At 59.3% G+C, this 21,370-nt stretch carries 22 protein-coding genes; 11 read left to right on the top strand and 11 right to left on the bottom strand.

Going from position 1 to position 21,370, the window contains the following annotated elements:
- The 9 genes from G0D83_RS32650 to G0D83_RS14575 form a co-directional block, all read right to left on the bottom strand.
- Positions 1 to 789, bottom strand: a complete 789-nt coding sequence (locus G0D83_RS32650) for a CatB-related O-acetyltransferase (protein WP_370457242.1) — start codon at positions 787 to 789, stop codon at positions 1 to 3.
- A complete protein-coding gene (locus G0D83_RS14610) occupies positions 786 to 4,133 on the bottom strand; it encodes an HAD family hydrolase (RefSeq protein WP_164195296.1) in 3,348 nt (1,115 codons plus the stop codon). The genes G0D83_RS32650 and G0D83_RS14610 overlap by 4 nt, the downstream gene beginning before the upstream one ends.
- 58 nt (positions 4,134 to 4,191) lie before the next feature.
- On the bottom strand, positions 4,192 to 5,031 hold the full coding sequence (gene kdsA, locus G0D83_RS14605) for a 3-deoxy-8-phosphooctulonate synthase (protein WP_164195334.1): 840 nt from the start codon (positions 5,029 to 5,031) through the stop codon (positions 4,192 to 4,194).
- A 73-nt stretch (positions 5,032 to 5,104) separates the two neighbouring features.
- Positions 5,105 to 6,181 carry a hypothetical protein gene (locus G0D83_RS14600; RefSeq protein WP_164195294.1) on the bottom strand — a complete coding sequence of 359 codons (1,077 nt, stop codon included), beginning with the start codon at positions 6,179 to 6,181 and terminating at the stop codon, positions 5,105 to 5,107.
- Positions 6,182 to 6,183: 2 nt separating this feature from the next.
- A complete protein-coding gene (locus tag G0D83_RS14595) occupies positions 6,184 to 6,840 on the bottom strand; it encodes an ABC transporter ATP-binding protein (protein WP_164195291.1) in 657 nt (218 codons plus the stop codon).
- Positions 6,840 to 7,631, bottom strand: coding sequence for an ABC transporter permease (locus tag G0D83_RS14590; RefSeq protein WP_164195289.1), 792 nt, complete (start codon positions 7,629 to 7,631; stop codon positions 6,840 to 6,842). Before G0D83_RS14590 ends, G0D83_RS14595 begins: the two co-directional genes overlap by 1 nt.
- 9 nt (positions 7,632 to 7,640) lie before the next feature.
- Positions 7,641 to 9,254: a polysaccharide biosynthesis/export family protein gene (locus G0D83_RS14585; protein WP_164195287.1), complete on the bottom strand. Its 1,614-nt coding sequence runs from the start codon at positions 9,252 to 9,254 to the stop codon at positions 7,641 to 7,643.
- Positions 9,255 to 9,271: 17 nt separating this feature from the next.
- Complete coding sequence (locus G0D83_RS14580; RefSeq protein ID WP_164195285.1) at positions 9,272 to 9,556, bottom strand: hypothetical protein; 285 nt, start codon at positions 9,554 to 9,556, stop codon at positions 9,272 to 9,274.
- Entirely contained in the window at positions 9,553 to 10,500 is a 948-nt protein-coding gene (locus G0D83_RS14575; protein ID WP_164195282.1) for an SIS domain-containing protein, read from the bottom strand. Before G0D83_RS14575 ends, G0D83_RS14580 begins: the two co-directional genes overlap by 4 nt.
- A 53-nt stretch (positions 10,501 to 10,553) precedes the next feature.
- On the opposite strand from G0D83_RS14575, the gene G0D83_RS14570 reads away from it, so the two are divergent.
- The 4 genes from G0D83_RS14570 to ruvA all read left to right on the top strand — a co-directional run bounded on the left by G0D83_RS14570 (position 10,554) and on the right by ruvA (position 14,104).
- The gene (locus G0D83_RS14570) at positions 10,554 to 10,994 is read left to right on the top strand and encodes a hypothetical protein (protein ID WP_164195280.1); all 441 of its coding nucleotides are present in this window, start codon (positions 10,554 to 10,556) and stop codon (positions 10,992 to 10,994) included.
- A 61-nt stretch (positions 10,995 to 11,055) separates the two neighbouring features.
- Positions 11,056 to 12,870 carry a hypothetical protein gene (locus tag G0D83_RS14565; protein ID WP_164195278.1) on the top strand — a complete coding sequence of 605 codons (1,815 nt, stop codon included), beginning with the start codon at positions 11,056 to 11,058 and terminating at the stop codon, positions 12,868 to 12,870.
- Between the two features lie 83 nt (positions 12,871 to 12,953).
- Positions 12,954 to 13,415, top strand: coding sequence for a hypothetical protein (locus G0D83_RS14560; RefSeq protein ID WP_164195275.1), 462 nt, complete (start codon positions 12,954 to 12,956; stop codon positions 13,413 to 13,415).
- A gap of 56 nt (positions 13,416 to 13,471) precedes the next feature.
- On the top strand, positions 13,472 to 14,104 hold the full coding sequence (gene ruvA, locus G0D83_RS14555) for a Holliday junction branch migration protein RuvA (protein ID WP_164195273.1): 633 nt from the start codon (positions 13,472 to 13,474) through the stop codon (positions 14,102 to 14,104).
- A gap of 30 nt (positions 14,105 to 14,134) precedes the next feature.
- On the opposite strand, the gene G0D83_RS32775 is transcribed toward ruvA, so the two are convergent.
- Positions 14,135 to 14,461 (bottom strand): nucleotidyltransferase domain-containing protein, encoded by a 327-nt coding sequence (locus tag G0D83_RS32775; RefSeq protein ID WP_164195271.1) that lies wholly within the window; start codon positions 14,459 to 14,461, stop codon positions 14,135 to 14,137.
- A gap of 321 nt (positions 14,462 to 14,782) precedes the next feature.
- The gene (gene fliI, locus G0D83_RS14545; protein ID WP_164195269.1) at positions 14,783 to 16,141 is read right to left on the bottom strand and encodes a flagellar protein export ATPase FliI; all 1,359 of its coding nucleotides are present in this window, start codon (positions 16,139 to 16,141) and stop codon (positions 14,783 to 14,785) included.
- Positions 16,142 to 16,212: 71 nt separating this feature from the next.
- Between fliI and G0D83_RS14540 the strand changes: the two genes are divergently transcribed.
- The 7 genes from G0D83_RS14540 to G0D83_RS14510 all read left to right on the top strand — a co-directional run bounded on the left by G0D83_RS14540 (position 16,213) and on the right by G0D83_RS14510 (position 21,370).
- Positions 16,213 to 16,602 (top strand): flagellar basal body protein, encoded by a 390-nt coding sequence (locus G0D83_RS14540; protein ID WP_164195267.1) that lies wholly within the window; start codon positions 16,213 to 16,215, stop codon positions 16,600 to 16,602.
- A gap of 3 nt (positions 16,603 to 16,605) precedes the next feature.
- Complete coding sequence (gene flgC / locus G0D83_RS14535) at positions 16,606 to 17,016, top strand: flagellar basal body rod protein FlgC (RefSeq protein ID WP_164195264.1); 411 nt, start codon at positions 16,606 to 16,608, stop codon at positions 17,014 to 17,016.
- An 8-nt stretch (positions 17,017 to 17,024) separates the two neighbouring features.
- Positions 17,025 to 17,348 carry a flagellar hook-basal body complex protein FliE gene (locus G0D83_RS14530; protein ID WP_164195262.1) on the top strand — a complete coding sequence of 108 codons (324 nt, stop codon included), beginning with the start codon at positions 17,025 to 17,027 and terminating at the stop codon, positions 17,346 to 17,348.
- A 93-nt stretch (positions 17,349 to 17,441) separates the two neighbouring features.
- On the top strand, positions 17,442 to 17,714 hold the full coding sequence (gene fliQ / locus G0D83_RS14525) for a flagellar biosynthesis protein FliQ (RefSeq protein ID WP_164195260.1): 273 nt from the start codon (positions 17,442 to 17,444) through the stop codon (positions 17,712 to 17,714).
- 139 nt (positions 17,715 to 17,853) lie between these two features.
- Positions 17,854 to 18,498: a lytic transglycosylase domain-containing protein gene (locus G0D83_RS14520; RefSeq protein WP_164195257.1), complete on the top strand. Its 645-nt coding sequence runs from the start codon at positions 17,854 to 17,856 to the stop codon at positions 18,496 to 18,498.
- A 16-nt stretch (positions 18,499 to 18,514) separates the two neighbouring features.
- Positions 18,515 to 20,602 (top strand): flagellar biosynthesis protein FlhA, encoded by a 2,088-nt coding sequence (flhA, locus tag G0D83_RS14515; protein WP_164195255.1) that lies wholly within the window; start codon positions 18,515 to 18,517, stop codon positions 20,600 to 20,602.
- A gap of 3 nt (positions 20,603 to 20,605) precedes the next feature.
- Positions 20,606 to 21,370, top strand: coding sequence for a flagellar biosynthetic protein FliR (locus G0D83_RS14510; protein ID WP_164195253.1), 765 nt, complete (start codon positions 20,606 to 20,608; stop codon positions 21,368 to 21,370).

The following is a 21,370-nucleotide window of genomic DNA, read 5'->3' as shown; positions in this document are numbered from 1 at the left end:
CTAGGTGAGCTCTTCGCAAGTGTTGTCTTCGAGAACTGCAACGATTTTAGGATCGAGTGGCCGCAATTCTTTTTCGTGAATGTTGTGACCAATATCCCGCAGAAGGGTTTCGGCGGAATTTACGTCGAGCTTTCTCAGTTCCACGCCCTGAAGAGCTGGCAACCCGTAGTCCCACCACGCTATCCGCTGGAAAGCCTCAATGAGCTCATCGGGAAAGATTTTTCGGATTACCTTGGCAGGTACCCCGCCGACCACGGTGTATGGCGGAACGTCTCGGGTCACGACAGAGCCGGCGGCAACAACTGCGCCGTTTCCGATGGTGACCCCACTGCGGATGGTGACGCGACCGCCGATCCAAACGCTATGCCCGATGGTGATCAGCTTATCCTGATCGCCCTCCTCTCGGTCATAGGCGGCGCGGGCCCGGCCGACGCTCTCAGGATTCTGGTCGTAAAAAGCGGCAACCTCAGGCCACCGCCGCGACCAAGTGCCCTCGAAGATAGGATGAGGCGAGATCGCGCCAACACGGTGTTCCGGCGCCCCTGTCTGTAGATTGGGACCGATCGCGGTGAACCGGCCGATGCCCCCAACCCGCCGAAGGATGGTCTCGCCTCCTCCCAGATAGGTGAAGGCGCCAATGCGCTGGACATCGTAGCGACCTGCGCGCAGCTCGCAGGGACACTCCATCTCCACACGCATGTTCCGGCCGACACCGAAGTGGAGCTCATCATTGCGCGCCGAGAAGGTTACGCCATGGCTTTCCAGAAAGTCCCTCTGCGCCTTGATCACTTGCGCCCTCCATAGAGCGCGGCGCCCAGGGCTCTCGCACATGCACTTTTGCTGTCTCTGAAAAACGCGACGGGTTTGCGCTGGAACTTGTTTTGGAGACGCTCGGAGACGGTCAGGACGACGCCGGCGGCAACTAGCCGTCTCAGGACCCCGCGCGCTTTGTCACGGAAAGCCGGGGATAGCTTGGCAGCGGTGTGCACTTCCTTCCCGCTCGCCGCTGCGGAACCCTGCTTCCATATGACCCGGTCGCTATCTGCGATCTTGCCGGGCGGGATCAGCCATGAGGTGGCGCGTGCATTGAAGGAGTCTTCGAACGGGATGCCTTCGAAGATTGCTGCATCCGCCGCCCCGGGCGCATTCAGGAACGACAGGAATGCTTGGACTGCTTCATGAGCGGGGAGGTTCGCTTCAGGGAAAGATTCTGAAAACTGCGAGGTCCAATCCCTGGAAAAGCTCTCAATCTCGTTGTGGAGCGTCCTGGCAAGGTTCTGACGCCGCAGTTCCGGTGCCGAGCTCTCCTGGCGGGTGACCGCTTGTCCCCTTGAGAAATACTGAAAGCTCTCATCTGCGTTCAGGAAGACGCTCTCGAACATCCGCAGATGACGTTTGTATGGATGCGCTGAACTGGAAGAATGAAGCCTGTCGGCGAAATAGCTCTGCGCTCGATGTCGCCCCGGGGCGAGGGTCTGGTCGATCTCCTGAAACGTGCTGAAGTAGAGCCCGAGCGTGCCCTCCAGTTCGAGGAGCCGGCTGATGCCCGCCTGAATGGTTCCAGCGTGGCCAATGTCGACGAAGGCAATCTCAGAGCCATCGCGATCGAAGTGCAGGCCCATGCGCTCGTATGCGAGCCTGAGTTCCTGGGCCTCCTGCGCGGCGTTCGACAGGATCTCGGCTTGGATTGCCGGGGACAGAACCAGGAGCTGAAGCTTCCCGAGGTGCCTCTTGTAGCTCATCTTGTCACCGGAACAAAGGTTTACTCCGAGGTGCTCAAGTTCGCTCCTCACTTCAGGAGTGATCTGCTTCAACCCAAAGCGGGACCGCAAAAGCGTCTCCACGGTGCAGTCTTCGAAAGGTGTCTGCAGCACCTTCAGGATGTCTTCCTGGGACCGGATAGAAGCAATACGAGTCGAACGGCGGGATGCCGGCAGGTAGTGCAGGCGCGGATCTCCAGACAGCCGGGGAAGCACCTCGCAGCAACGCTTGGCTATGTGACCGTCACGAGCGAAGAAATAGATATCCTTGATACCCTGCGCACGAGCGCTTTTCAGGATCCATTGCGCGAACCCCATGAACATCGGCCCGAGAACGCCATAGCCAAGCACACCTGCGTCTCCGCCAGTCATGCCGCGGCTTGCATCGAAGGGTTGGGACGTCAGCCTGCGCGCCGCAAGTCCCTGGATCGAGGCCCTGAGCCTTGGGTCGGAAATCGCATCCTGGGCGGAGGCCAATCCCGGAACGCTGTTGTAGACCGCGGCCGACGACGGCAGGTAACCGATTTTCAGCCCCGCCGCCTGCCCCATCGCAACATCAGATTTCAGATTGTCGCCGATGTGCAGAACATCCGAGGCGGGCAGCCCTTCATGCTGAAGGAGAATCTGAAAAAGAGAGCCTGAGGATTTCAGGCATCCATACACGGATGACAGGTAGAGCGCGTCCACGTGGTAGCCTGCGTCTGCAAGGCGCTCGCGCACGAACTCCGGAGAGAAATAGGTGTCCGAAGTGCACACGATGCGTTTGCCCATGGCCCGAGCAGCCTGGAACAGCTCCCAGCCAGCCCACCGCCGCTTGAGAAGCTTGCGTTCGGCGTCCAGTTCGCAATCCAGCAACGCCCTGGTGAGTTCTTCCGGCCACCCGTGACGCTCACCGAGCGCCTGGTAGCGGCTTTCAAGAGTGACCTCCTCCCCTACCCCAAGATGGCGCGCGCACCCTCTTGCGTTTCCCCTCTCGGACAGGAAGTCGATCGCCGGATGACCTGCCTCACGAAGAAGGCTGTCGATCTTCGGCTGGATGAGCGGAAACAGGTTTTCTGGGGTTCGAACCTCCCTTTCTAAGAGAGTCTCAAAGATGTCGAAGGAGATAAGCTGTGACGTCTCAACCAGCGCCCCTAGCTCAGCAAGAACTCTCGACGACTGAGCGGGATTCTGAGTTATATTGCTCACTGGGGCCGGAGCAGCCCGAGGCGGTGTCGGCGCAGTTACTTCAGCGGAAGGCATGGAGGAGGTTCTGATGGCCTCGAGCTTATCGATATGCCGATAGCCCCAGTAAAAGCCGAGCATGTCCCGAAGCTTGTCCTTCTGGCTGTCGAACTCGACATGCTCAATGTCGTTTCTCACGGAAGAATGCCGGATGTTGGAGTAGCCCATCGCGAGGCAATCCGCCCAGAATTTCGGACTGATGATGCCATGCATGATCGAGCGGTAGCGCTGGGCTACGTCAGAAGCGGTGATGGGGATCACGGGCTTGTGGAGGTAGGTAACCTCCTTGCCCATGAGACAAGCCTCCTCGAGGCCCGAGGACGAGATCGACACCACCTTGGAGACATTCGGATGGGCCATGGCCTTGTAGGCCGGGTAGTCGACCACGCGAGCCCTTGGCAGGCTGCCCACGAAGCTCAGTACGGCCTCGTCACCGCTGCGCATGTAAGGGTGGCGCAGGTAGAGAAGTTCACTGCTCTGCTCGCAGAGCCGGGCGATCTGATCCTGAAAATCCAGAGCGGTCAGAAAACGACCATCACAGCAGACACTTTTGTCCTGCCCCATCTGCCCCAGGAAGAGCGCCGTGTTAGGCGCAATGGGAAGCTCCGAGCGTTCCCAGCCCTTGAAGGCCTGAACCCTTAGCCGATCGCCGTAGAGCTCCATCTGGCGGTGAGACACCTCCCAATGGCACAGCAACGAATGAATGCTGGCGTGGCTTGCCCTCACGGCGAACAGGATGTCGTCCATGAAGCGGACAGGGTGAAGCCAGATATCGACGTATTCGGCACCTGTCAGAACGATGAGATCACGCGTCGGCTCGCTGAGTTCGTAGCCGACCAGGAGGTCTCCGGCCCCGATGACCCCCTTCAGGGCAGCGAGCGACATTTGAGAGATTTGGGCCGCCGCGAAAGGAAACTGGGTTGCTCCATTGGGGAGATCTATGTCGCTGCGAGAGAAGAAATCACCCCTGTCGATAAACGGGCCACCGGGCGTGCCCCAAGTGACCACAGCCACGTCGTGCCCGACCGCGTCCTTCACGGGCCGCCGGAGTAACTCGCTGAACCAGCGAAGGTTGGACTGCTGTTCGGCATCGGACGTCATCAGAAAGTCCGAGCACAGGATCACGCGTTTCAGGGTCTGTTTGGTCATGAGCTTTTCCCGGGCACAAACAGGCCGGGCCAGGAGACTTCTCTGGCCCGGCCTGGGATCATTGCTTGGCGATATCGTCGAGGCGGAGGAGGTGCTCGATCAGGTCCTTGAGAGCATGGATTGGCACCATGTTCGGGCCGTCGGACGGCGCGTTGTCGGGGTCTTCGTGGGTTTCGATGAAGAGGCCGGCCACTCCGATTGCTGCGGCTGCGCTGGCGAGCGCCTTGACGAATTGACGTTGGCCGCCGGAGGTGGTGCCATTGCCACCGGGCTGCTGGACGGAATGGGTCGCATCGAAGATCACCGGGTAGCCGGTCTCCGCCATGATCGGCAGGCCGCGGAAATCAGACACGAGCGTGTTGTAGCCAAAGGAGGTGCCGCGATCGCACAGCATGATCTGCTCGTTGCCAGTGGAGGCAACCTTCTCTGCGACGTTCGCCATGTCCCACGGCGCCATGAACTGGCCCTTCTTCACGTTGATCGCACGCCCAGTCGCGCCGGCGGCCAGAAGAAGGTCCGTCTGGCGACAAAGGAAGGCCGGGATCTGCAGGACATCGCAGACTTCAGCCACGGGGGCACACTGTTCCGGCGCGTGGACGTCCGTCAGAACCGGCATGCCGAACTGGGACTTCACGTCCTCGAGGATCCTGAGCCCCTCATCGATGCCGATGCCGCGCGGGGTCGCAACCGAAGAGCGGTTGGCCTTGTCGAACGACGACTTGTAGATCGGCTTCACGCCCAGCGCGCTGCAGATCTTGGCAATCTTCTCAGCCATCATCATGGCGTGGTCGCGGGACTCGATCTGGCAAGGTCCGGTGATCAGGGCGAGCCTGGCATCGTTCGCTATGGTAATGCCACCGACAGATACCTGTCGGTGGGGAACTGAAACTGCGGTCATTTTATCCTCTGGGTGCGAAATATACCCAAAGGTCATAAAGAATAGAATCCAGTTAATCAAGAATAGATATGACTCAGTAGTCCTTCAGGAGCACAGCAACCATGCGGGTCATTGCAGCAAAGGCAGCAATCACTGTCAGGGCGAAGAGGAAGCTCAGCAGCCGCCGCGGGTAGGCCGCGAAATCCGCGAGATCCGGATGATCGATGATGACCAGGTGCTTGGTGGCTTGCATCGCCTGAATTTTGGCCATCTCGAGCGTCTTGCGGGCAGAGGCATAGTCTTCGTTGGCGAACTGAAGCTGGCTGTTGAGCATATTGAAATGGATGGTCGCATCGGCAAGGTCTCCAGCCTTGTCGCCGGACATGCGGTTCCTCATCTCCTCGATCTGCTCTTCAAGGTTTGCGATTTTGCGCTTCTGGGCGACGACCTGGTGGGTGTCATCCTGCAGATAGGTCTCGAGCGAGCCCAGTTCACCCTTGGCTGATGCGAGGGCTGCCTCCAGCTCAGCGAGGGTCTTCGCGACCACGCCAATGTCGGTTTCTGGATCGACCATCTGAGATGCCGACTGGGCCTGTCTGATCTGATCGGTGATCTCGAGGACCTGCGCCTGCGCGCGTTCGAGATCTTTCTGGGTGTAGGAGATCATCGCATCAGAGGAGGTGCGTGCAAAGGCGTTGATGTAGTCTTCAGCCTTGTGGATGAGGAATTCATTGAGGTCCCGGGCGGTCTCCGGATCAAAGGCATTGGTCTCCAGCGTCGACACGGCCGCCTCTTCATCGAAGGTAAAGTCGATCATCGCCCGGTAGTGCGAGAGCTTCGCCTTTACCGGACTGCCTTCAGAGACGTACCACAGCTGGTCGACAAAGGGCCCGCTGAGAGCATCAGCGCCAAATTCATCGAAGACCGCTTCCATCATGTCCCGTGAGAGAATGTAGTCCCGCACGAGGAGCTGGTCCTGCTTGGCGGCGCTCGCGCCCCCAAGGATGCCAAGATCAAGGCTTGTGGCAGCCGAGACTTCCCCCTGTGATTTGATCGTGAACCGGCTTTCCGACACGAAGCGATCGCCTGCCAGGACGAATAGGTAGATGGCCACCAAAAGCGCGGGGATGAGGATGGTCAGATGCTGAATTTTGAGTTTTCTGAATTTCATGATTATCGGCTTTGGAGGCTGTTGAAGGTGCGGAAGGCGCTGTCGACATCATCGAAGGTCTCGATGCGGCCATGGCGGAGAAGAACGCATTTGTCGCAGAACTCACGCACGGTGCTTTCATGGTGGGAGATCAGAACCACGCGCGATGACCGGACTTTCTCCAGCAAGGCCTGACGGCTCTTTTCCTTGAACAGGCGATCGCCCACCGAGATGATTTCGTCGATGAGGTAAATATCGAACGACACCGCGAGGCTGAGGCCGAAGGCGAGCCTGGACTTCATGCCGCTCGAGTAGGTCTGGACAGGCATGTCCATGTAGCCATTGAGCTCAGCGAACTCTTCGACCTCTTCCATGATGCTGCGCACGTTCTGACCATAGATGCGGGCCACGAACTCAACGTTCTCGCGACCGGTCATGCTGGGTTGGAAGGTCCCGCTCAGGCCCATGGGCCAGGACACACTGCCGACCGTCTTTATGCGCCCGGAGTTGGGCAGCTCCGTCCCGGAGATCATCTTCACCAGGGTCGACTTCCCTGCCCCGTTCATGCCGAGAATGCACACGCCTCTCTCCGCTTCGATGTCGAGCGTGACATCATCGAGGATGAACTTCTTGCCCTTGGGCGTTCTGAAAAATTTCGTGACATTCTGAAAACTCAGCATCATGTGCCTCTGATCGATGCCTTGGGGCTGCGCTCTGCGTAAACCAAAGCCGCAGTCCCAAGGGTGAACACACCGAGTATCACGGCAAGGGTGTAGCCGATGTTAAAGTGGCCGCCGGGAAAGTTTTGAAAAAGACCGTATCGAACCATCTCGGAGATGTTCAGAAGCGGGTTCCACAGGAATACCTCACGACCGAACTGCGGGATCATCGAGGCGCAGAAGAACACGCCAGAGGTCAGGAAGAGGGCTCTGTTGAGGATCGGGACCACCCGCTTTACCACTCCCGTCAGAGACAGAACTGCCGCTGTCAGGATACCACACGCAAAACCCAGCAGGGCTGCAAAGGCAAATCCGAAGAAGACATAAGGGAACCGGGCGATCTCGTTGATCATCTCAAAGTAGAAAGCCACGATGACCAGGATCATGAAACTGATGGTGTAGAGCAGGACCTCCAGGATGCACCGGGCAATCAGAGTGTCGATCGGCTTCATGATGGGATAGGACAGCAGGCTCTTGTTGGCGTCGATCGCCGTCATCCCGCGGACCATGGTCTTCGAGAACAAATGGAATGGCATCACGCCGGCGACCATGAACACCAGCACATTCGCGCCATGCGGTGCCCCCCGGTCAGTCAGAGTAAAGATTGCCGCAAAGAAAGCCACATGGATCATCGGCTCAAGAAACGCGGTGGCCAGCCCGAAGAGGTTCCCGCCAAAGCGCTTCTTGGCTTCTCGAAGAAGCAGGGCATCGATCACCCGGAGCCGCGTTCGCAATATGTCTCTCACGCTCATGTCCAGTCCTTATGGGAAGACGACAGCGTTGGCCGTCATCGCAAGTTGGTAGACGATCTCGAGGACGTCCTTCGCCATCACCAACCCCTTGGTGTCGAGCTTCGGCAGGGCAATGATCTGGTCACCGTTGGCCACCACGGTCTCGGAACCCACGATCTGCGAGCTTCCGTTCGGATGGTTCACGATGAAACGCTCGCGATCAGCGTTTCCAGAGAGCCCGCCCGCGAGCATGACGTAGTCCTTCACGCGAAGACCTGGTTCGAAGACGAAAGCGTTGGAGATCAGGACCTCTCCAGTTAGCGTGACGACATCGGATTTTTCAGGAATGACGATCCGGTCGCCATCGCGCAGAATGATGTCCGACACCTGCCCGCCCCTTGCGAGGATAACCTTTCCGGGGAACTCAACCTGGGAGGCGCTTTCAACAAAGCCGCGGATGACCTGTGCCTCGCTCGCCCGTATGGAAGCAGCTGCGCCGGTTGTAGAGCGAGCGGTGGCTTCCTTCTGAAGACGCTGGAGGCTTTGGTTGAGAGCCAGCTTCTGCGCCCTGGCCACCGACGCCCGCTCGATGTGGATCGCATTCGTCAGGGCGACTGAGGGGTCAACTGCGATGAAGGAGAGGAGCTGCTTGAGCGAGGCTCCCTTCTTGAGAGCATAGTTCTTCTGGCCCTCCACCGCTCCGGTGATTGCCACCGTGATGGTGTCTGATTTAGCATCACGCGTGAAGTAGACCTCATCGCCGTTCTTGAGTTGGAACCCCGAGAAGTCCTTCATCAGAAGGTAGATGTCCTTGCTATCACTGTCGGCGGTTCGGCGTACCAGCGCATGGGTGGTCCCGGGCAACGGATCAGCGGATGCCACGAGCGTCTTGCCGGTCATCTGCTGGGCCGCAAACTCGAAGGCGTTGGTGTTCCTGGCACCCCCTGCGACCGTCACCGAAGGGCGTCGGTCATTGACGATGATCGTGTCCCCGCTCTGAAAATCAAATTCAGAGAGTATCCCCTGGTCCATGAAGTCGTAGAAATCATAGGACGCCTTCACGAAGGTGCCCCGGCGCACATCAACATCACGGTAACTTCCGGCGCCAGGATGAATGCCGCCCGCCCTGATGATGTAGTCGAGGACGGTGTCGTTCTGGGTGCCTTCGAATCGCCCGGGATGGACCACATTGCCGGCCACATAGACGGAAATCGGATTTACATCAGCGAGCGTGGCGTAGACCGAAACGTTGTCCCGGTAGATATCGCTGACCGCCGCCTTGATCGAAGCCTGCACCTCGGACATACGCTTTCCCGAGACCTTCACAGGCCCGACATCGGGGATGAAAAGGTTCCCCTCTGCATCAACCATGATCAGGTTCTCAAACTGTTGCGCGCCCCAGATCCGCAGAAGGATGCGGTCCCCAAAGCTGACCAGCCGATTGGGATCGGTGATGGCCGAGCCAGGGCCCGGCGGCGTCGATCGGAACAGCGAAGCTCCATAGGGCTCGACTTGAGCCTCTGAGCGAGCCTGCTGCCCTTCCTGAACGGGAGAACTGTCATTCTCTGGCGCCGCCGCGCCCAATGTGGTGCCGAGCAATGCGATGGAGGCTGCCACAACGAGAGCTTTGAAGGGGACTTTCACTTGTAGATGCCTTTCGTTCAGTGCGATCCGGAAATCACGTTGGAAACGACGAGCTCGCCGCGCCCCTGGCTGCAATGCGCGGTCGGGCTGCCCCCCTGCTCCATGCGACAGGTCTCTCCGTTCGCCGAGACGTACGTTCCCGGAGCCAGGGACTGAGATGTCGGCCTGACGGTTTGCCGATCTTCTGCGAGGCGGAAGTCTCGCACCTGCGGGGCGCGGGTGTCGCTGTATGTGACCGGCCCCTGCGCGCAACCGGCGAGGGCCGCCGTCGCGATCAGCGTGAGGGCGATTGCGCGCATCATTGAACCCTCACGATACCAACCGGTTTGCGGCCATCAATGACAAGGCAGGCTTTCATAGCCTTGGTGCGCATCCGTGAAATGGCGGTTGCCATGCTGTCGTCGGGATGCACAACCGGCTCAACCTGTCGCATGACGCTCTTCGCCAGGGTCATCTGTTCCGGCTTCACGTCGTCCGCCGAAATCTGTCCCACCAAGTCGCCGTTCTCATCAATGACACCGGCAATTCCAAAGCCCTTGCGCGCCATCACCCACAGAATGAGCGTTGCCGGCGTGTCAGGCGAAACGAGTGGCATGCTGTCACCGGTCAACATGACTTCACCCACGCGCCGGGTGCTTGCCCCAAGGCTGCCGCCGGGATGCAGGCGATTGAAGCTATCCCGGGTGAAGTCACGCATGGCAGCAAGGCCCACCGCAAGCGCATCTCCGAGGGCGATCTGTGCCGTGGTCGAGCTGGTGGGGGCCAGACCAAGGCAGCACCCCTCATCGGCTTTGGGGATGATCAGCGGGACCGTGGAGGCTTTGGCCAGCTGGCTTTCGACGCCCATGGTAACGCCGATGACCGGGATTTTGTTGTCCATCGCGTACCCCAGGATCGGCAGCAGTTCACTGGTGTTGCCGGAGTTGGAGAACGCAAGGAGAACATCGTCCTTGGTCAGCATACCCATGTCTCCATGGGAGGCTTCTGCAGGGTGCACGAAGTGGGCGGGAGTTCCCAGTGACGACATGGTGGCAGCAATCTTCGTTGCCACGTGCCCGGATTTACCCATGCCGCTCAGGATGACCCTCGCCGAAGTGGAGAAGATGACCTCAAGGGCCCGATCGAACTCCTCCCACCCCGCATCGTACTTTGCCGTCAGGGCACGTACGATATCTGCTTCCGCATGAAGGAGGGCCGAGACGGCTCTCCGCTTACAACTTGTTTCAACCATTGGCGTGTTATCCATTAAGACGAATGCTGTTTTGTTAACAAGCAAGGTTGAAACAAGGATTAAAAAGGTTGAAGGAAGAACTGATTTCCGCGAGTGAACGAGCCACCTCCTCCAAGAAGGAAAGGCCCTCTAAGCCTAGGAAGCATATGCAGGCTGCCGAGAACCGACGGAGGTCAAACGTGCCTGCGGCCGAGCCTGTCCCTCTGGTCGTGGACGTCCGCGTGACCAACCCTGGAGACATTGCCCCCGCAGTGGGCGTCGCAATCTCGGAGCCCTTCTGGATGAAGCTGCCCAAGGTGGCGTTCTTCTGGCTCCGATTGCTCGTCTTCCCGTTTGTCGTTCTGAAATTCCTCATGGAGGTGGCGGTCTGTGCCATCTTGCTGGGGATTTTCGGCGTACTCGGGGCCTGGGGAGCGGGGCTATTCACTCAGGAACAGGTGATGCCATTCATTGCGGACTTCGGCGATCGCACACTCGCCCTGATCCGAGCCCTTGGCTTTCCGATCTGATCGAATTTTCAGGAAGTTTGCATCCGGGTGCGCACCTTGATGACACTGCAAGGAGCCTGCCATGCCCAGAAACAACCTCACGACCCCTCATCGCGCTGCCATGGTTGCCCGCCGCATCCTGGAAGGTGGCGCGATCGCCAGTTCCACCACGGAGCTCGGCGGCGTTCGACCTTCAATCGAGAGCGAGAACTACATCCGCGCTGCCGCGGCACACATGGGGCCGGATGTCCTGGAAGCTGCGGCCCGAATTCAGGCGAGCTACGACGAGAACCAGGCACGCAGGCAGGAACAAGCTGCGGGTTTTCAGGGTGAGCCCGCTCCAGCAGACGCGGGCGCACTCGAACACCATGAAGATGAGGTGGTGGATTTCGGCCAGAACGCGGAAGACGCTGCCCTGAACATCGCAACGGCTGCCATCGTCCGACATGAGCCCCGGCAGACGGCCGTTGGGGAGCCACGCACCGATCAAACATGGCACCGGTTCACCAGCCTTGCGATGAACCGGACCCAACGCAACTATATGCAGAATGCCGCCACAGGCCTCTTCCGAGCGTTCCCATGCTTTGGGGAAATCGCGAACCGCGAGGGAGCCAACGCAGCAAACCGACTGAAAACGGTTCTGAGAGTTCAGCCGCAAAGGCATGACCCCCAGATGCAAAGGATCGGCCAGCTCGCGCCTGCCATTCGCCACCAGATGAACTTCAACGCAGAGGACGAACTCGAAGTCGTGGGCCGCTGGATCCGCGACAACGCCCTGGTGCTCAGCTCGAGCTCTGTCCGCTTTCCGGACCTGCTGCCCAACTACGCGCCGAAAATCATGTTTGCCGTGAGTGAGGATGAGACCTTCCTGCTGGTCGAAGAAAACATCGGTGTGGCTGATTACGCCTTTGAAGAGCGAACTGGCGACATCTCGGTGACAGTGAAACCGAACAAGACAATCAACAACGGCGACACGCTCAAGATCTTCAACTGCTACGGTCAGGAAGAGGCTCTGAGACAATCTCATGGCTTCGTGGACTTTAACGAGGGGAGCAACCTGTCGATCATCCGGGTTGATGCCTCGCGCCTCGCGCTGATCTACACAGGAGATCGCACGCTGAATGGCGGAGATCGGCTATACGGTCGTCTCGAGGCTCCGGACGATGTCTATGATCAGGCTTTGAAGGCGTCCATCTCAGGGCAACTGGAGCCAGTTGGTGTGCTCGACGCCGGCAAAGGCGGGACCGCTCCGGTGGATGGCAAATACATCTACTCCTGGCCCGGCGGCCGTCAGTACTACCAGGCACATCCTGAAAAGCTCGCCGAGCTCGTCGAGATGATGACCGCTCGCGAAAGCATCGAGTTCACCATGGATGCCGCAGGGCTGCCACGCAAAGCCCCCACACGCCCAGCGCTTGCGGCGAGCAGACCCAGACCCGCACAGGCCACCCGCGCAGTTGTCGCCCCTCAGCCGGAAGCACCTGCCGCAGAGCAATCGGCCGCGCCGACTCCCGAGGTCAACGAGCCGGAGGCGCCTGTGGAAAGGCCCAGCATCACCCCGGCACGAGCTCGCAGAGCGCGCCCCTCGAACAAACCCACCAAAGCTTTGGCAGTCCTGCGATCGGATTTGGGCTTCGCTCTCGCCTCCGCTCCAAAGGAAGGACAGGAGCAGCCGGTGAAGGCAGCTGTGAAGCCATGTGACGATGGCAGCTGCCTGGTGATCACTGCGGCAGACGGAAACGCGCTTCCGCTTGCCAAGAGCTTTGTTATCGAACACCGGACCGACCTGCAGGAGCCCGGTCAGGAGATCGGCCGGTTTGAGGACGGCATCCCGAAGGACGACATCGAAACGGCGATTGCTGATGCGGTTGCCCAGCTTTCCGGGCCCCGTCCGTGACAAGACAGGGCCACTGGTCCTGTCACCCTTAACCCCTTGTAATTCAGTGATCGTCAGTTCCCTCTAGAAGAGAGGACGAAAGAATGACGGCACATGACCTGGCACCGGTGATCGATGACACCGAAGATGAGGGCATTCCCTCAGAGATCACCCTAGTGAGCATGGCGGGGGCGCTCTACGGGGACGCACTCCGAGAAAGGCTCATGACCGCGAGCCGAAACGCCGGAGGACATGGGGATGTCAGGATCAACGTCCTGCTCTCTCCCGGTAGGTCCATTGCCATCCTCAGAATGCTCTTCCTGCCTTTCAATGGCGGGGTGTCGTGCTCGGTCAACCCATCAGACTTCAACGCCACATTGAAATGGATCGAGGGGCAGAGCTGTAAGGGCCATCCCGACATTACCGCAGCTGGTGACCTGTGCGCACTTCGGAGGAAGATGTCTCAGCTCGATGTTCTGCGCGTCGATCATGACGCGGAAATTGTCTTCCGGTCTCTGAAGCATGCCAACTGCCCCGCCCCTCGCGCTGTCAACGTCATCGGATAGGCATTGACTGTCGGAGCCTATCCTTTAAAATAGGATTAAATAGTTGTAGCACGGCCATGATTGGCTATCTTGAAGGAAGCATTCAAACCAAGCGCTCGGGCATGGTTGTCGTCAACGTCAATGGTGTTGGCTATCTGCTGCACTGCGCAGCGTCGCATGTGAGCGGGATGGAGATTGGCGACAGCGAAGCCTTCTACGTTGAGACCAAAGTCTCTGAAAATGACATCGCTCTCTATGGGTTCGAGACCGAGGAGGATCAGGAAGTGTTCGTCCGCCTGACCAAGGTCCAGGGCGTCGGTGGCAAGTCCGCGCTGGCTGTCCTCAGTGCCCTTGGATTCGGGGGCCTGTGTAATGCTGTCGTCGACAAGGACCAAAAGATGATCTGCCAGGCGGACGGCGTCGGACCCAAAACCGCTGTGCGCATCATCAACGACCTGAAGGCCTTCGCCGAAGAAAACGCCCAGGGCATCCTGCCCGGACAGCTGGACCCCAAGCAGGTCCGCAAGGTTGAGGTCTCGGTCATTGCCGGCCTCATGCAGATGGGCTTCAAAAAGCCGGAAGCCGATGAGACTTTCAAAAAGGTCATCAGCGAGTATGACGGGGAGCCGGAGGGGCTACAGGTCGGTGCGATCCTGTCAGACTGCCTCAAGCAGCTGGGCGCGCTTCAGGGACAGGCCCAGTCGGCGTGATAAGGTCAGGTTTCGGCGCAATTGGGACTCTCACCACCCGTCGTGCTGGAGGTGAACGCTCCCAGCTTCCAGGTGAGGTGCCATATCGAGAAAGGCTACATCGACAGGCAGGTCGCGCTCTGCGCCCATATTTTGCATCCAACCCATGATCCTAAACCTGGTCGCCAGCGTGTAGCCGCCGGTCACCAAAATATCGACGTCAGAATCTGGCGTGACCCTGCCGCGGGCAAACGACCCGAAGACCCGCAGGGAAACACCCTCGCGCGCAGCTCTCTGAGCAATATCTTCGCAGAGCTTCGCAAGCGCATTCCGGCGTTCAAGCGACCTTTGGGCTCTGATTTTGTCTAATCGAGTCATTCTACACCTCGGGAGTCAGTAGGCGTCAAGCCTGTCGTATCCACTGGTCTCAAGCTACCTCTGTGCAGCGCCATTGTGTCCGACATTCATACCACGCTGGATGAGGTTCTGTGGCTGCTGAATTCTTCCTATTGGACTTCAATCATCGAGCAACCCCCAATAAACAAGCAACCCCCCGGTTTTGAGCTCGGCCTCTCGACCGGTCGCCTGGGGGGTGTTGTTGTGAGAGAGCTATGTGCGGTCCGGGTGAATGTCAACGTACGTGCGCCCGAAGGGCATATCTCCGCAGAATACAAATGGGTGAATCCGCAGTCATGAACTCTAGGCCTCATTTGCCTGGATGGGAATATTGATGCCGACGCTTCCCAGCATCTGGTAGATGTGGGCAAAGGTCTCGTCCGAGGACATGGCTTCGTGCTTGCGTTGGGACAGGAAGGACTTGATGTCAGCGCTGAAGGCGATCGCGGCATCGACGAGCGGGTCGGTTCCCCCCTTGTAGGCGCCGACCCGGATGATCTCTTCCATATCCTCGTGGCGAGAAATCAGAGTCTTTGCCTCCTGCATGATCCGGTACTCCACGTCGTTATGGCAGTCGGGCAGCATACGCGAAACGCTTTTCAGAAGGTTGATTGCCGGGTAGCGGCCTCCTTCCGCGATCTTCCGGTCGAGCACGATGTGACCATCGGTGATGCCGCGCACGGTGTCGGAGATCGGCTCGTTGTGATCGTCCCCATCTACGAGCACCGTGAAGATGCCGGTGATGTCGCCACTGCCGGTTGTGCCGGGCCCGGCCCGCTCGAGCAGCCTCGGCAGCTCTGAAAATACAGTGGGCGGATAGCCCTTGGTGGTCGGAGGCTCGCCTGCAGACAGGCCAATCTCGCGCTGGGCCATCGCAAAGCGTGTCACGCTGTCGAGGAGCAGAAGGACATGCTTGCCCTCGTCGCGGAAGTGTTCAGCCACCGTAACGGCCGTCCAGGCCGCCTGACGGCGCATCAGGGGCGGCTCATCGCCAGTGGATACCACGAGTACAGCCTTTGTCATGCCTTCCGGGCCCAAGTCCTCCTGAATGAAGTCCTGAACCTCCCTGCCCCGTTCACCGACGAGCCCGATGACAATGACGTCCACATCCGCGTTACGGGTGAGCATCGACATCATTGAGGACTTCCCCACCCCGGAGCCGGCAAAGATGCCCATACGTTGGCCCACGCAGACCGGGGTGAAGACGTCCATCGACTTGATCGCGGTCTGCATCTTGTGGCCGACGCGCTTGCGCATGAACGCATTGAGAGGATCGCCTTTGAAAAATCTCGGGGTACGCCCCTGAGGGAGGGGTCCGGCACCATCCATCGGCCGGCACAAAGCGTTCACAACGCGACCGATCCAGAGGTCATCGGGGTAGATGACGTCACCGTCGGTGCAGGTCCGTACCTTGTTGCCGACACCGACACCATCCCAGGTGCCAAACGGCAGCAGCACCACCCCACTGTCTGAAGAGCCTACCACTTCAGCGAGCACATCCCCTCGTCGGCCGGACACGCAACATCGCTCGCCGATGCCCACAGCGTCTTCGAGGCCGGAAGCAATGAGGCTCATGCCCGTGATGTGTTTGACCTTGCCGAAGGTTGTGGAGCTGTCCAGATCGCGCATCTGGGCATTGAGGTGGGTGATCTGGGTCTGCATGAGGAAATAAACCATCACTTAAAAAGAATAGGGCAGAATATAACAGACCAAAGGTTACAGGAAAAGAATTAATGGATCTCAGTTCCATGAGCGTCTTCCAGACCGCCTCTCAACGGATGCATCACCTGTCGGTGCGCCAGGAGGTGATCTCGGAGAACATCGCGAACTCGGACACGCCGGGTTATGAGGCACGGGACGTGCAGAGCTTCTCGGACTATGTCTCCGGGGCCCGCACCCACGGGCTGGCGGCCACCAACCCCCGGCATATCTCCTCCGGCCGCGCTGGTGATGTCGCTGTCGAAGAGGTGAACTCCTGGGGCACGAGCCCGAACGGAAACAGCGTGATCCTCGAGGAGGAGACGATCAAGTCTGCAGATACCGCGGACAACTACATGCTCGCCTCCATGATCTACAGCAAGGCCAACAGCATGCTGCGCTCGGCCATCAGCGGAAGGGGCTAACTCATGGATGCTCTTTCCTCGATCATGAAAATCGCCGGCAGCGGCATGCACGCCCAGTCGAAACGCCTGGAGATCACCTCTGAAAACGTCGCGAACGCGAATTCCACCTCCGACACCCCTGGAGGTGAGCCCTACCGCCGCAAGACCGTGACCTTCGGAGAGATGGTCGACAAGTCCTCGGGAGCCTCAATGGTCACGATCGATGATGTTGGCCGCGACATGTCCGACTTCCCCATGGAATATCGCCCAAACCACCCCGGCGCCGATGCGCAAGGCTACGTGAAGATGCCCAACGTCAACACACTGGTCGAGATGACGGACATGCGCGAGGCCTCCAGGGCCTACGAGGCCAACATGAACATGTTCGCCAACGGTCGGCGTATGCGTGACCAGACAATTCAGATGCTCAAGTAAGGAACTATATGGCACTCTCACCCCCCCTTCTCAACGGTTCGGTGAATGGCGCCTACGGCGTCTCCAAACGACTGTCCCAGATGCCCGCGGAAACCTCGGAAGCGAATGCGCCCAAGGGGAGCTTCACTGCACTGGTCAAAGAGGCCGCCGAAGACGCCGTGGCAACCATCCGCAATGCGGACGTGGCCATGCAGGCCGGGCTACGAGGAGAAATCGGCACCCAGAAGGTCGTGGAAGCCACGATGTCTGCGGAGGCCACAATCTCAACCATCACTGCGACCCGCGACAAGCTCGTCGAGGCCTATCAGCAAATCCTCCGGATGCCGATCTAACGCGCCTATTCATAAAGCCTCACTTCGAGTCGCCATCTATCCTTGCAAAACCTTTACGGTTCTCGTAACAGTGGACGTGAAAAGAAGGATAACATGGACCAAGCTCAAGCAATCGACATTCTGTCTCTGGCCGTCTTCACAATTCTGAAGGCGGCCGGTCCCGTGCTGACTGCGGCACTGGGGATCGGTCTGACCATCGCCTTCTTCCAGGCCCTCACCCAAATTCAGGAGATGACGCTGACTTTCATCCCGAAGATCGTCGGCATCTTCTTAGTTCTGATCCTGAGCCTTCCGTGGATTTTTCAGAGGGTGAACGACTTCATTCTGAAAATCTTCGACCTCATCCGTATTGCGGGAGTGTCCTGACGTGTTCCTCAGAGCACTCTGCAGCTTCTTGCTCCTCATCCTCGCAGGGGCGCCCGCCTCTGCAGGAGGGTGGTCCTGGCTCCGATCTGATGGAACTGCTGCCGCACACAGCACTCAAGCGACTCCCCCGGAGACACAGATGGAGGATGCCGCACGTTGTGTGGTTGCAATCAGATCGGCTCAGGACCGCTACGGCATCCCGAACGACATCTTGCTGGGGATTGGCCTGCAGGAAACCGGTCAGAGCGATGACAGCGGCAAACTGACCCCCTGGCCATGGTCCGCGAATGCTGCTGGTAAGGGGCGGTGGTTCGACAGCAAGGCAAACGCCGTTTCGTGGGCGCGACACCAGCTCAATACGGTCACTTCGTCGGTGGACGTCGGGTGCATGCAAATCAATCTGCGCTGGCATCCAGATGCATTCGAAAACCTCGAGGCGGCCTTCGATCCAGACACCAATGTGGACTATGCGGCGCGCCTTCTGCTCAGGCTCAAGCAGCAATCCGGCACCTGGGAACTGGCCGCTGGCTCCTATCACAGCGCGACCCCCAAATATCGCCAGCAGTACCTGCGACTGCTGCGCAAGAAATTCAGCTACATCGAGCAGAACTCCGAGCACTACACGCAACTCGCCTCTGCAGGCGCCCAGCGCGTCACGACCGCTTCGGGCCCCGAGCGTAGAACTTCCGGGGCGATCTGGAGCTCCGCATTGTCGAAGTCCACCGGCTCGGGTGGCAGTTCACTGATTTCCAGCGGCCGCATCTCGTCGCTGTTCTCGAATTGACAAGGACCCTCTTTTCATGACGACGACTGTTTCATCGAAGTCTTCTTCCAAGCTTTCTTCACACAAGGATATCGGTTTCGCGTTGGGCATGGTCCTGGTGCTTGCCGTGCTGTTCATTCCGCTGCCGAAATTCCTCCTCGACTTCGGCCTCGCACTGTCTCTCACCGTCAGCGTACTCGTGCTGATGGTGTCGATGTGGATCCGCAAGCCTCTGGACTTCGATGCCTTCCCGACGCTGCTTCTGGTCGTGACCATGCTGCGCCTTTCGCTGAACGTGGCCTCTACCCGGCTCATCCTGTCCGAAGGCCATACTGGTACGTCGGCCGCCGGTGACATCATCCAAGGATTCAGCCAATTCATCGTTGGCGGGGACTATGTGATCGGCGTCGTCGTCTTCGCCATCCTCGTCATCATCAACTTCATGGTGATCACCAAGGGTGCCACGCGTATCGCGGAGGTCTCGGCCCGCTTTACCCTCGATGCGATCCCCGGCAAACAGATGGCGATCGATGCCGACCTTGGCGCGGGCGCGATCGATGACGCGACAGCACGCCGCCGCCGTGAGGAACTCAACGAGGAATCCGCTTTCATGGGCGCCATGGATGGTGCCTCGAAGTTCGTGCGCGGCGACGCCGTGGCGGGCATCATCATCACCCTGATCAACGTGGTCGGCGGGATCATCATCGGTGTCATGCAACATGGCATGAGCGTTGCGGACGCTGCCAACAACTACACCATCCTCACCATCGGTGACGGCCTGGTGTCGCAAATTCCTGCACTGGTGGTCTCCCTTGCCGCGGGCCTCCTGGTTGCCAAGGGTGGCCGTGAGGGCGCTGCGAACGAAGCGGTCTTTGCGCAGCTGAGCAAGTACCCCCGCGCCATGTACATGGCCTCGGGCCTGCTTATGCTGTTCGGCCTCCTCCCGGGCTTCCCGCTGCTCGTGTTCCTGTGCCTGTCGGGCGGACTGGCCGCTTTTGCCTACACCATCCAGAAGGATGCCAAGGAACGTGCCCGTATCGAGGCGGCCCAGGAAGCTGAGGAGAATGATCCCAACACGTCCTTTGCCGAAGAGACCCCTCAGGACATTCTCTACCTTGATGACCTGCGTCTCGATCTTGGCGCCGGCCTTGTCCCGATGATCTCCAGCATGGATGCGGCTCTGCCCGGCAACGTGCGCTCTCTGCGCAAACTCTTTGCCGAAGAATATGGCTTCATCCTTCCCATGGTACGCATCGTCGACAATGCAGAGATGAACAGCAACTCCTACACGATCAACCTGCAGGGCTCCCGAGTGGCGGAGGGCGAAGTGCGCCCCAAGGCGATGATGGTCATCGATCCCGCGAACGGGAAGATTGCCATGCCCGGTGAGAAGACCCGTGAGCCCACGTTCGGTCTCACCGCCCTTTGGGTTGACCCCAGCCTTGCCGAAGACGCGGAGAACGAAGGCTATACGGTCGTTGACCCCGAGAGCGTGATCACCACCCACCTGACGGAGACCATCAAGGAACACATGCCTGCCCTCATGACCTACGGGGCAACCCGTGAACTGGTCGAGGGTCTGGATCGCGAGTACCAGAAGCTCCTCTCGGACATGAACAACCAGGCCCCCACCGTTATGCTGCAAAGGGTTCTGCAAAACCTTCTGGCTGAGCGCGTCTCGGTGCGGAACCTGACGCTCATCGTCGAGGCCCTGACAGAGGGAGCGACGCAAACCTCGAGCCTGGTCAAGATCACCGAGCACGTTCGCCAGAAGCTCTCGAACCAGATCTGCCAGAACCTTGCCGACGGCAGTGGCTTCCTGCCTGTGGTGACCATGTCTGCCGAATGGGAGAACGCCTTCCTCCAGGCGGTCCGCAGGAACGGCGACGAGATTGATTTCGTCATGGAGCCCGCGCGCGTGCAGGAATTCGTTCTGGATGCCAAGAAGGTGCTGCAAGCATTCGCCCAGCGCGATGAGTGGCCGGCGGTACTCGTCACCCCAGAGGTGCGCACGTTCGTTCGCTCCATGCTCGAGCGCATCAGTCCGGCAACTTCAATCATCAGTCACAATGAGGTCCACCGGAAGATCCCGATCAAGACCGTCGCCGTGATCAACGCCGACTGATCCATGGACCTCACAGGGTATATCAGCAACTATCTGACTGGCTACTTCCTCGTCTTCGCCCGCATTGGCAGCATCATCATGTTCATGCCGGGCTTCGGGGAGAAGTATGTGCACTCGCAGGCCAAGGTTCTCTTTGCCGCAGTGCTCAGCCTGGCTCTCATGCCGGCCACCCCGGTGGGGCCAATCGAGGTCGATGACGTCGTTCTTCTCCTGGGCATGCTTGCGGTGGAGGTTACAGTAGGCGTCTGGATCGGCGTCATGTCGAGGACGATCATGTCGGCTCTGCAGTTCGCAGGCTACCAGGTTGGTCAGGTGTCCGCCCTCGCCAATGCCTTCGCCCCGAGCACTGGCCCCTTTGCCGGCGAGACCATGATGGCATCTTTCCTGACCATCAGCGGCATCGCCCTGCTCTTCATCACGAACACCCACCACCTGATGTTGCAGTCGATGATCTACTCCTATGAGGTCTTTCCCATGGGCCACCTGATGCTCGCTGACATGGCTGAGCAAGCGGCGCATATCGCGGGCAAGAGCATGTACATCGGCATGTCTTTGGCGGCGCCCTTCTACATTCTTGGGATCATGAACAACGTCGCGCTGGGCCTGGCGAACAAGATGATGCCGACCCTGCCGGTCTTCTTCGTGGCCTCGGCGATCCTGATTTCTTCCGGCTTGTTTCTGTTCGGGATCGCAGCCCCCCACATGCTGACAGGCTTCCTCGAGGAGTTCTCGGCATGGACCACAACCTTCGCCTTCGCAGGAGAGTGA

Source organism: Salipiger sp. PrR003 (genome assembly GCF_010500785.1).
Classification (GTDB): domain Bacteria; phylum Pseudomonadota; class Alphaproteobacteria; order Rhodobacterales; family Rhodobacteraceae; genus Salipiger; species Salipiger pacificus_A.
The sequence above is the reverse complement of the archived record's forward strand: the minus strand, read 5'-3'. Positions and strand labels throughout refer to the sequence as shown.

What these genes read in the sequence shown, in the direction of transcription:
- kdsA (WP_164195334.1), bottom strand. Translation starts at nt 5,031, where the DNA reads ATGACCGCAGTTTCAGTTCCCCACCGACAGGTATCTGTCGGTGGCATT.
- flhA (WP_164195255.1), top strand. Translation starts at nt 18,515, where the DNA reads ATGACGACGACTGTTTCATCGAAGTCTTCTTCCAAGCTTTCTTCACAC.
- G0D83_RS32775 (WP_164195271.1), bottom strand. Translation starts at nt 14,461, where the DNA reads ATGACTCGATTAGACAAAATCAGAGCCCAAAGGTCGCTTGAACGCCGG.
- G0D83_RS14530 (WP_164195262.1), top strand. Translation starts at nt 17,025, where the DNA reads ATGGCACTCTCACCCCCCCTTCTCAACGGTTCGGTGAATGGCGCCTAC.
- fliI (WP_164195269.1), bottom strand. Translation starts at nt 16,141, where the DNA reads ATGCAGACCCAGATCACCCACCTCAATGCCCAGATGCGCGATCTGGAC.
- G0D83_RS14610 (WP_164195296.1), bottom strand. Translation starts at nt 4,133, where the DNA reads ATGACCAAACAGACCCTGAAACGCGTGATCCTGTGCTCGGACTTTCTG.
- fliQ (WP_164195260.1), top strand. Translation starts at nt 17,442, where the DNA reads ATGGACCAAGCTCAAGCAATCGACATTCTGTCTCTGGCCGTCTTCACA.
- G0D83_RS14565 (WP_164195278.1), top strand. Translation starts at nt 11,056, where the DNA reads ATGCCCAGAAACAACCTCACGACCCCTCATCGCGCTGCCATGGTTGCC.
- ruvA (WP_164195273.1), top strand. Translation starts at nt 13,472, where the DNA reads ATGATTGGCTATCTTGAAGGAAGCATTCAAACCAAGCGCTCGGGCATG.
- G0D83_RS14590 (WP_164195289.1), bottom strand. Translation starts at nt 7,631, where the DNA reads ATGAGCGTGAGAGACATATTGCGAACGCGGCTCCGGGTGATCGATGCC.
- G0D83_RS14575 (WP_164195282.1), bottom strand. Translation starts at nt 10,500, where the DNA reads ATGGATAACACGCCAATGGTTGAAACAAGTTGTAAGCGGAGAGCCGTC.
- G0D83_RS14510 (WP_164195253.1), top strand. Translation starts at nt 20,606, where the DNA reads ATGGACCTCACAGGGTATATCAGCAACTATCTGACTGGCTACTTCCTC.
- flgC (WP_164195264.1), top strand. Translation starts at nt 16,606, where the DNA reads ATGGATGCTCTTTCCTCGATCATGAAAATCGCCGGCAGCGGCATGCAC.
- G0D83_RS14600 (WP_164195294.1), bottom strand. Translation starts at nt 6,181, where the DNA reads ATGAAATTCAGAAAACTCAAAATTCAGCATCTGACCATCCTCATCCCC.
- G0D83_RS14560 (WP_164195275.1), top strand. Translation starts at nt 12,954, where the DNA reads ATGACGGCACATGACCTGGCACCGGTGATCGATGACACCGAAGATGAG.
- G0D83_RS14540 (WP_164195267.1), top strand. Translation starts at nt 16,213, where the DNA reads ATGGATCTCAGTTCCATGAGCGTCTTCCAGACCGCCTCTCAACGGATG.
- G0D83_RS14580 (WP_164195285.1), bottom strand. Translation starts at nt 9,556, where the DNA reads ATGATGCGCGCAATCGCCCTCACGCTGATCGCGACGGCGGCCCTCGCC.
- G0D83_RS14595 (WP_164195291.1), bottom strand. Translation starts at nt 6,840, where the DNA reads ATGCTGAGTTTTCAGAATGTCACGAAATTTTTCAGAACGCCCAAGGGC.
- G0D83_RS14520 (WP_164195257.1), top strand. Translation starts at nt 17,854, where the DNA reads ATGGAGGATGCCGCACGTTGTGTGGTTGCAATCAGATCGGCTCAGGAC.